The sequence below is a fragment of the Aeromicrobium sp. genome, from assembly GCF_036676885.1.
Taxonomy (GTDB): Bacteria; Actinomycetota; Actinomycetes; order Propionibacteriales; family Nocardioidaceae; genus Aeromicrobium.
Genome location: NZ_JAKFCB010000086.1, coordinates 1 through 9,155, shown reverse-complemented (window position 1 = coordinate 9,155; position 9,155 = coordinate 1). Strand labels below are relative to the sequence as shown.

Annotated in this window: 6 protein-coding genes; 3 read left to right on the top strand and 3 right to left on the bottom strand. The window is 68.2% G+C overall.

All coding sequences use genetic code 11. The features are described 5' to 3' along the window. Positions 1–337 precede the first annotated feature (337 nt). Positions 338–1,132 (bottom strand): crotonase/enoyl-CoA hydratase family protein, encoded by a 795-nt coding sequence (locus tag V6M46_RS04570; protein WP_332662593.1) that lies wholly within the window; start codon positions 1,130–1,132, stop codon positions 338–340. A gap of 46 nt (positions 1,133–1,178) precedes the next feature. Here V6M46_RS04570 and V6M46_RS04565 point away from each other — a divergent pair, with 46 nt between their 5' ends. The 3 genes from V6M46_RS04565 to V6M46_RS04555 all read left to right on the top strand — a co-directional run bounded on the left by V6M46_RS04565 (position 1,179) and on the right by V6M46_RS04555 (position 4,684). Then, the gene (locus tag V6M46_RS04565) at positions 1,179–2,816 is read left to right on the top strand and encodes an acyl-CoA synthetase (RefSeq protein ID WP_332662592.1); all 1,638 of its coding nucleotides are present in this window, start codon (positions 1,179–1,181) and stop codon (positions 2,814–2,816) included. Continuing rightward, on the top strand, positions 2,816–3,919 hold the full coding sequence (locus tag V6M46_RS04560; RefSeq protein ID WP_332662591.1) for an NAD(P)H-dependent flavin oxidoreductase: 1,104 nt from the start codon (positions 2,816–2,818) through the stop codon (positions 3,917–3,919). Before V6M46_RS04565 ends, V6M46_RS04560 begins: the two co-directional genes overlap by 1 nt. 189 nt (positions 3,920–4,108) lie before the next feature. Continuing rightward, on the top strand, positions 4,109–4,684 hold the full coding sequence (locus V6M46_RS04555) for a dihydrofolate reductase family protein (RefSeq protein WP_332662590.1): 576 nt from the start codon (positions 4,109–4,111) through the stop codon (positions 4,682–4,684). A 154-nt stretch (positions 4,685–4,838) separates the two neighbouring features. Here the strand turns inward: V6M46_RS04555 and V6M46_RS04550 are convergent, their stop codons facing one another. Together V6M46_RS04550 and V6M46_RS04545 are read right to left on the bottom strand one after the other, a co-directional pair. After that, the gene (locus tag V6M46_RS04550; RefSeq protein WP_332662589.1) at positions 4,839–7,286 is read right to left on the bottom strand and encodes a glycoside hydrolase family 16 protein; all 2,448 of its coding nucleotides are present in this window, start codon (positions 7,284–7,286) and stop codon (positions 4,839–4,841) included. 237 nt (positions 7,287–7,523) lie between these two features. Beyond that, positions 7,524–9,074 (bottom strand): AMP-binding protein, encoded by a 1,551-nt coding sequence (locus tag V6M46_RS04545; protein WP_332662588.1) that lies wholly within the window; start codon positions 9,072–9,074, stop codon positions 7,524–7,526. Positions 9,075–9,155 lie beyond the last annotated feature (81 nt).

The window sequence follows — 9,155 nt, the reverse complement described above, 5'->3', positions numbered from 1 at the left end:
AGCCAGCTGAAGACCGAGATCCAGGCGCTGGTCAAGGAGCGCAAGGGCGCGGTCCAGGCACCCAAGCAGGTCATCGTCGCGGACTCCTTGCCGCTGACCCCGCTGGGCAAGCCGGACAAGAAGGCCCTCAGGAAGCAGTTCTGGACCGGAGACCGCAACGTCGGCTGAGCCAGCAGTTCATCTCGCTCGCTAGTGAGGCCGCCCGCGGCCGAACGAGCGACCGAAGCGTGGCGGACCTCGATGGCTTGAGCGAGCCTCTTGTCGTACGCCCCTTCGGTCGCTGGCGCTCCCTCCCGCTCGCAAGCTCGCTAGGGGCCGGTCAGCGCTCTCGAGGGGTCTAGCGGCCCTGGAAGTTCGGCTTTCGCCTTTCGGCGAAAGCCCGCGGGCCTTCCTTGGCGTCCTCGGACGCGAAGACCGCGGCGCCGACCGCGGCATCGTCCTTCCAGCAGTCGTCCTCGTGCTTGCCCTCGGAGTCGCGGATCGTCTTGAGGACGGCCTGAACGGCGAGGGGCCCGTTGGCGGCGATCAGGTCGGCGATCTCGTGCGCCTTCGCCAGCGCCTCGCCGTCGGGCACGACGTGCCCGATCAGCCCGATCTCCTTCGCCTCCGGGGCCTTGATGTGGCGTCCGGTGAGGAGCAGGTCGGCGGCCACGGTGTACGGGAGCTGGCGCGGCAGGCGTACGGCCGAACCGCCCAGGGGATAGAGGCCCCACTTCGGCTCCGAGACACCGAACCGCGCGGACTCACCGGCGACCCGGATGTCGGTGGCCTGCAGGATCTCGGTGCCGCCGGCGATCGCCGGGCCCTCGACGGCCGCGATCAACGGCTTGGTCAGCCGGAACCCCTTGAGGAGGGGCTTGATGATCGTCGGGTCGAACTCGCCGGACTCGAACTTGTCCGAGGGCGACGAGGACGACATCGACTTGAGGTCCGCGCCGGCACAGAAGTAGCCACCCGCGCCCGTCAGGATCACGACCTTGACCTCGGGGTCGGAGTTGGTCCGGTCCCAGGCCTCGCCCATGATCGACAACATCTCCCCGGACAGCGCGTTGCGCGCCTCCGGACGGTTCATCGTGACGACCAGGGTGTTGCCTTGGAGCTCGACGAGGCAGTGTGGTTCATGTGAGGGCATGTGAAGAGCGTAGTCAAAAACGAGAACGTGTTCTAGTCTTGGGCTCATGCCACTGAACATCGCCGACTTGTTCGAGCACGCCGTTGACGCCGTACCCGACCGACCGATCCTTCAGGTCGGGCCCCGCAAGCTGACCTACGCCGAGCTGGAGACGCAGTCCAACCAGCTCGCGCACTTCCTCGCCTCACGGGGCATCGGCGCGGGCGACCACGTCGGGATCTATGCCAAGAACAGCATCGAGCACGTCGTGTCCCTGCTCGCGATCTTCAAGATCCGCGCGGTCGCGATCAACGTCAACTACCGGTACGTCGAGGCCGAGCTCAGCTACCTCATCGAGAACTCCGACATGGTCGCGCTGCTGCACGAGCGCCCGTACGCCGACCTGGTCGCGATCACCGCGCCCCAGCACCCCAAGCTCACGACGATCGTCACGATGCCCGACCCGACCGATCCCGACAACCAGGCCGACATCTCGCCGTTCGGCGGCATCACCTGGGACGAGGCCCTGGCCGGGCAGAGCGCCGAGCGTGACTTCGAGGAGCGCAGCGGAGACGACGTCTACATCGTCTACACCGGCGGCACGACGGGGTTCCCCAAGGGCGTGATGTGGCGCCACGAGGACTTCTGGCGGGTCCTCGGCGGCGGCATCGACTTCATGACCGGTGAGCGGATCGAGGAGTACACGCAGTCGCAGAAGGCCAAGGACACCGATCCGATGGTGACCTTCCCGCTCAGCCCGCTGATGCACGGCGGCGCCCAGGCGGCGATGCTGATGCACCTGTTCGCGGGGCACCTCACGATCCTCGAGCCGACCTTCAACGCCGAGGAGACCTGGCGGATCATCGACCGCGAGAAGGTCCAGCTGATCTTCATGACGGGTGACGCGATGGCGCGGCCGCTGATCGAGGCGTACGAGGCGGGCAACTACGACGGCAGCTCGCTCGTGGCGATCGCCAGCAGCGCCGCGATCTTCAGCCGGCCGGTCAAGGAGGTCTGGATGAAGGCGTTCCCCAACGCGTTCTTCACGGACTCGATCGGCTCGTCCGAGACCGGGTTCTCCGGCACCGGGCTGCAGGACAGCGACAACATCCAGGGCCAGGGACCTGTCGTCGCACTCGGCGCGGAGACCGTGGTGCTGGACGACCACAACCAGCCGATCGACGCCGGCAACCTCGGCGCGATCGGCCGGCTCGCCCGCTCGGGCAGCGTGCCGCTCGGCTACTACCGAGACCCTGAGAAGTCGGCGCGTACGTTCCTCGAGGTCGACGGCCTGCGCTACTCGGTGCCCGGCGACTACGCCCGCATCGAGGCCGACAACAAGGTGACGCTCCTCGGTCGCGGCTCCAACTGCATCAACACCGGCGGCGAGAAGGTCTACCCCGAAGAGGTCGAGATGGCGCTCAAGAGCCACCCCGACGTCTACGACGCCCTCGTGGTCGGCCTGCCCGACGAGAAGTGGGGCCACCACGTGTCGGCGGTGATCCAGTCACGATCCGATGCGCCGCCCACCCTCGAGGACCTGCAGGCCCACCTGCGCCGACTGATCTCCGGCTACAAGCTGCCGCGCTCCGTCGCGTACGTCGATGAGATCCCGCGTACGGCCACGGGCAAGGCCAACTATCCGGCCGCCAAGGAGATCGCCGAAGCCACCCATCGCAATGCCGTTCAGGGGGCAGGTCGCTGATGCACACTGAGCTCTGCGATCGGTTCGGGATCCAGTACCCGATCTTCGCGTTCACCCCGTCCGAGCACGTGGCCGCCGCGGTCTCCAGGGCAGGCGGCCTGGGCGTGCTGGGCTGCGTACGTTTCAACGAGGCCGAGGAGCTCGATCGCACCCTCGACTGGCTCGACGACAACACGGACGGCAAGCCGTACGGCGTCGACGTCGTGATGCCGATGAAGGTGCCCACCGAGGGCAAGGCGGTCGACCTGAAGGCGATGATCCCCGAGGAGCACATCAGCTTCGTCGAACGGACCCTGCAACAGCTCGGCGTACCCCCACTGCCCGAGGGGGAAGGTCGGGCCGGCGTCCTGGGCTGGCTGCACTCCGTCGCCCGCTCGCACGTCGACATCGCACTGAGCGGGAAGCACCGGCCGGTGCTGATCGCGAACGCGCTCGGCTCGCCGCCGAAGGACATCATCGACCAGGCGCATGCCGCCGGTGTGCAGGTGGCGGCGCTCGCCGGAGCGGCGAAGCACGCGCTGTCGCACGTCGAGAACGGCGTCGACATCATCATCGCCCAGGGCTACGAGGCCGGCGGGCACACCGGTGAGATCGCCAGCATGGTGCTGACCCCGGAGATCGTCGACGCGGTCGGACCCGACGTCGCGGTCCTCGGCGCCGGCGGCATCGGCCGCGGCCGCCAGGTGGCGGCGTCCCTCGCCCTCGGCGCGCAGGGGGTGTGGACGGGTTCGGTGTGGCTGACTACCGAGGAGTACCAGAACCTCAACACCAACGCCGGCATGACCGAGGCGTTTCTGCGGGCATCGAGCGCCGACACCGTGCGTACGCGCATCTACACCGGCAAGCCGGCCCGGCTGCTCAAGACCAAGTGGACCCAGGCGTGGGACACCGAGGACGCCCCGTCGCCGCTTCCGATGCCGCTGCAGAACCTGCTCGTGGCCGAGGCGCACAGCCGGATGAACTCGGCCGGCAACCCGGACGTCATCTCGATGCCGGTGGGCCAGATCGTCGGCTCGATGAACCAGGTACGCCCCGTCGCCGAGGTCATGGCCGACCTGATCAACGAGTACGAAGAAACCGTCAAGCGCCTCTCGTCTTTGTAGCCCAGCCCTTCGCTCGCTAGGCCGACGAAGGAGGCCGGGAGGGGCCGAGGAACGAGGCCCGAAGCGTCGTGAGGTCGAGTGCTCGCGCGAGCATCTCGTCGTACGCCCCTTCGGTCGCTGGCGCTCCCTCCCGCCCTCGTTCCTCGGGCTAGGGGCCGTCCGCGGATCGTGGAGCGTATGGTCTGGCGCATGAGCAGCCTCATGGTGGACTTCATCATCTCGCTCGACGGCTACGCGTCCGCCGACGACTGGCCCGGATTCTGGGGGATGGAGGGGCCTGAGTACCTCGCCTTCATCAGCGAAGCGTCCGAGAACGAGCACACGACTCTCATGGGTGCGAGGACGTACCGGCTGATGTCCGGGTTCGCCGCCGAGATGCCGGAGGAAATGGCCTCCTTGACCGCGATGCGCAAGGTCGTGTTCTCCTCCACGCTGACGACGCCGCTGTCGTGGGCCAACTCCGAGCTGGTCGACGCAGACCCCGTCGAAACCGTGAGAGACATGAAGCAACGCGATGCAGGTCCCTTGCGCACGCTCGGCAGCCTCACCCTGTGCCGGTCCCTGCTCGTCGCAGGCCTGGTGGACCGTTTCCGGGTGGGGGTCTTCCCGGTCATCACAGGTGCGACCGGGAAGGAGCGCATCTTCGACGGCTATCCCGATGTCGCCCTCGAGCTGGTCGAGAGTCGTACGTTCGACGGTCGGATCCAGCTGCTGGAGTACGTCCCGACCGTGCTCGAAGGCCCGCCCGGCGCTTCCGGCCCCTGAGGAGGTCGCCCGCGGCCGAGTGGGAGCGAGCTCTGCGACCGAAGGGGCGTGCGACGAGATGCTCGGGCGAGCACTCGACGTCACGACGCTTCGGTCGCTGGCGCTCCCTCCCGGCCTCCTTCGTCGGCCTAACGCCCGGTGGGTGAGTACCTGGTCAGGACCAGGCGCGCACGTAGTCGATCGACATGGTCGCCGGCACGGGCGTGTCAGCGCTGACGGTGTTGTCCTGGGAACCGAGGGCTTGCGTGAAGGCCATGATGTAGCGCTTGTTGAAGGCCGCGTTGCCCGAGGTGTTGACCAGGCAGGAGTTCCCGTTGACGAAGATCTCGAGTCGTTCGGCGCTCCACTCCAGCGTGTAGGTGTTGTACTCGCCACGGGGAGCCCGGCAGCCCCACGTCGTGTTCGCGTCAGATCCGGTGAGGATCGAACCGAGGGCGTCGAGGCTGCTGTGCAGGAACGGCACGACCAGGTCGGCGTGGTTCGAATAGGTCTCCGCGATGTCGATCTCGCCGTTGGCCGGCCATTCTTCCTGGCCTTCGGGGTAGCGGATATCCGGCCACAGCCAGAACGCCTCGTGGAGCCCGGAGATCGTGGTGGCCGTGGTCTTGACCCGTGCCTCGAAGCGGCCGTACTGCTGCGACCACTTGTGGAAGGTCGTCACCATGCCGGATGTGTAGGGCGTGACGACGTTCTGGTGTCCCGCGCACGGCTTGGCCTCTCCCTTGCGCACGGTGAGGTGCAGACCGCCGTCCGCCACCGAGATGTTCTCGGGTGAGTCGACGTAGCAGGCCAGCTCATTCGTGCCGGTGCCGAAGACCTCCTGGACGGCCCACTTGGTGCGGTCCAGGGTCGTGCCGCTGAAGTCGTCGGCGAACGAGCACGTCCACGGCTCGCCGTCCGATTTCAGGATCGGCGCCCCACAGTCCGTGGGGTCGGGCGTGGGGGCGGTGTCGACCGACCAGATCGCGCCCGCCTGGCTCGCCCCGTCGGTGGCGCTGGGCCGGTAGCGTGCGATCACGGGTAGGTCGCCACCGGGCCGCGAGCCCAGAGCGAAGCTGGCTTTGCCGTCAGTCAGGGTGTGGACGCCCTTGTACTGACCATCGACCCACAGGTCGACGGGGTTGGTCGGGATCTTGTTCTCGGCGGTGACCCGGATTGTTCCGTTGCCGTCGGGGAGCACGCTGAGGGTGGTCGTGGTGGGCACCTGGTCGTCGGTGGTCACTGCCCAGGTCTTGGTGTCCGAGCTCGCCAAGGTGGTGCTGTTGGGGCGATAGCGGACGTGGACCTGGTGGTCACCCCCCGGGAACGAGCCGAGCTTGAACGCTGCCTCACCGTTGGTCAGCGCGTACGCCTTCTGCCAGGTGTTGCCGATCCACATGTCGACGTAGTTGGTGGGCGCGGCGCCTTCGGAGGTGACCCGGATGGTTCCGGTGCCGTCGGCGTTGAGCGTCAGGGTCGTCTTGGTGGGCACAGCCACGGTGCCAGGGGCGGTCCAGACGACGGTCTGCTGGCTGGCCTGGGTGGTGGTGTCGGGCCGGTAGCGGACCGTGATGCGGTGGTCGCCGTGCGGCTGCGTGCCGAGGTCGACGGCGGACTTGCCGTCGGTGAGTGTGTAGGCCTTCTGCCACACGTCGTCGATCCAGAGGTCGACCTTGTTGGTGGGGGTGACGCCGCCTTCGGCGGTGACCTGGACGGTTCCGGTGCCGTCGGCGTTGAGCGACAGGGTCGTCTTGGTGGGTTGCTGGATGGTGCCGGGCGCGGTCCAGGTGGTGATGGCGTCGCTGACCTTGGTGGTGGTGTCGGGCCGGTAGCGGACGTAGATCTGGTGGCTGCCTTGCGGTTGGGTGCCGAGGTTGATGGCGGATTTGCCGTCGGTGAGTGTGTAGGCCTTCTGCCAGACGCTGTTGATCCAGAGGTCGACCTTGTTGGTGGGGGTGACGCCGCCTTCGGCGGTGACCTGGACGGTTCCGGTGCCGTCGGCGTTGAGCGACAGGGTCGTCTTGGTGGGCACGGCGACGGTGCCCGGGGCGGTCCACGTGGTGATGGCGTCGCTGGCCTTGGTCGTGCTGTTGGCCCGGTAGCGGACGTAGATCTGGTGGCTGCCCAGCGGCTGGGTGCCGAGGTTGATGGCGGATTTTCCGGCGGTCAGCGTGTACGCCTTCTGCCACACGTCGTCGATCCAGAGGTCGACTGGGTTGGTGGGCGCGGTGCCTTCGGAGGTGACCTCGACGGTTCCGGTGCCGTCGGCGTTCAGCGACAGGGTCGTCTTGGTGGGGTACTGGATCGTGCCGGGGGCAGTCCAGGTGGTGATGGCGTCGCTGGCCCTGGTGGTGGTGTCGGGCCGGTAACGAACGTAGATCTGATGGTCGCCGTGCGGCTGGGTGCCGAGGTCGATGTCGGTCTTGCCGTCCGTGAGCGTGTAGGCCTTCTGCCAGACGCTGTCGATCCACAGATCGACGTAGCTGGTCGGCGTGACGCCTTCGGCGGTGACCTGGACGGTTCCGGTGCCGTCGGCGTTGAGCGCCAGGGTCGTCTTGGTGGCGACCGGGTCGGCCGCGGAAGCGGGGCTCAGCGAGCCGGCGCCAATCAACAGTGATGCCACAACCGCCAACATGGTGATTGCGACACAAACGATGCGGCCAACTCCCTGGCGCGCAGACGTATATATCACAGAGCAACCCCTCCCTTGGGTACCTCTCCCACGAACGTATGCGTTCATGTGACTCTTGACGCGCGAATGCGACGAATATGACGAATATGACTCGAAATGACTACAGACGTTCTGACTGCCTTCGAGCCTGGAACGGCAGCCCGATCCCTCGGGCAGGGAAGACGACGGTCAGAGGTAGCGGTTGCCGCGCGCTTCGCGGGTCCAGGTGACCCCGGCGATCCCGGCCGCGGTGAGCTCGCGGTGGAGCACCTTGTGCGTCGCCGTGCGGGGCAGGTCGTCGACGACCCTGACGTAGCGCGGTCGGGCCTTCGGCGACAGGTCACACTGCTGATCGAGGAAGCGCTCCAGCTCGTCCGGCCCGAGGTCGCCGCGCAGGACCAGCGCCGCCGCGACCTGATCGCCGGAACGCTCGTCGGGCACGGCATACACCGCCGCCTGGTCGATCGCCGGATGGCGGAGCAGGACCTGCTCGATCGGGGCGCAGGCGAGGTTCTCGCCGTCGACGCGGAGCCATGCCGCGGTCCGGCCCGCGAACCAGACCCAGCCCTCGGCGTCGCGGTACGCGAGGTCGCCGGACCAGTACATGCCGCCGCGCATCCGCTCGGCGGTCGCCTCGTCGTCGTTGTAGTACCCGGCGAACTGGCCGGCGCCGGTCGTGTTGACCAGCTCGCCGACGCACGCGTCGAGGTTCGTGACCCGGCCGCTGGCGTCGAGCTCCGCGCGGGGGCACTCCTTGCCGGTCTCCGGGTCGTGGACGGCCACGCCGTCGGTCGGCCAGCCGAGCGCGCCCGGTGGCGTACCGGGCAGCTTGCTGACGATGACCGCGTTCTCCGTCGAGCCGAACCCGTCGACGACCCGGCAGCCGAACCGGTCCCCGAACGCGTGGATGTCGCGGTCGCCGGCCTCGTTGCCGAAGACCATACGCAGCGGGTTGTCGGCGTCGTCCGGGCGCTCCGGCGTGGCCAGGACGTACGTCAGCGGCTTGCCGACGTAGGACGCGTACGTCGCCCCGAACCGGCGAACGTCGGCCAGGAACTCCGACGCCGAGAACTTCTCGCGGAGTGCCACGGCGGCGCCGGTGGTGAGCGCGGGCGCCCAACCCGCCATCACGGCATTCGAGTGGAACAGCGGCATCGCGACGTAGTGCACGTCCGCGGCGGTGAGGCCGAAGCGCTCGCTGAGGTAGCGGCCGGGATAGGTCACCTTCTCGTGGGTGATGCGCACCGCCTTGGGCCGGCCGCTCGTGCCCGACGTGAAGATCAGCATGAAGAGCGCGTCGTCTGTGGGCGTCCTGTCGACCGGCTCAAGGACCGGTTGCGCCAGCTGGTCGTGCCAGCCGGGACTGTCGGTGTCGATCAGCTGGATCCCGGACAGGTCGAGGCCGTCGAGAAGGTGGCGTTGGGTCGCATCGGTGAGCAGCAGCTGGACGTCCGCGCGACGGAGATCGGCCACCAGCGCGTCCCCGCGGCGGGTGCTGTTGACCCCGACCGCGACGTGCCCGCCGAGTCCTGCGGCGGTCAGGCCGAGGAGCATCTCGGGGGTGTTGTCCATCAGCAGCCCCACGTGCGGAGGCCGCCGCGGGTCGAGCAGACCCGCGATCGCACCGGCGCGCGCTGACGCATCGGCGACGAGCTCCCGCCACGTCCACGAGCGCTCGTGGGTCAGCAGTGCCGGGGAGTCCTGCTCGGCACGTGCCAGGAGGAGGTCCCGTACGGTCACGCGGGTCCGGCCGCGAGGAGCCGGCCGAGCCGCAGCGCCTGCTCCGTCGCGCCGCCGTACTGGAACTCGTACCTCGTGGCG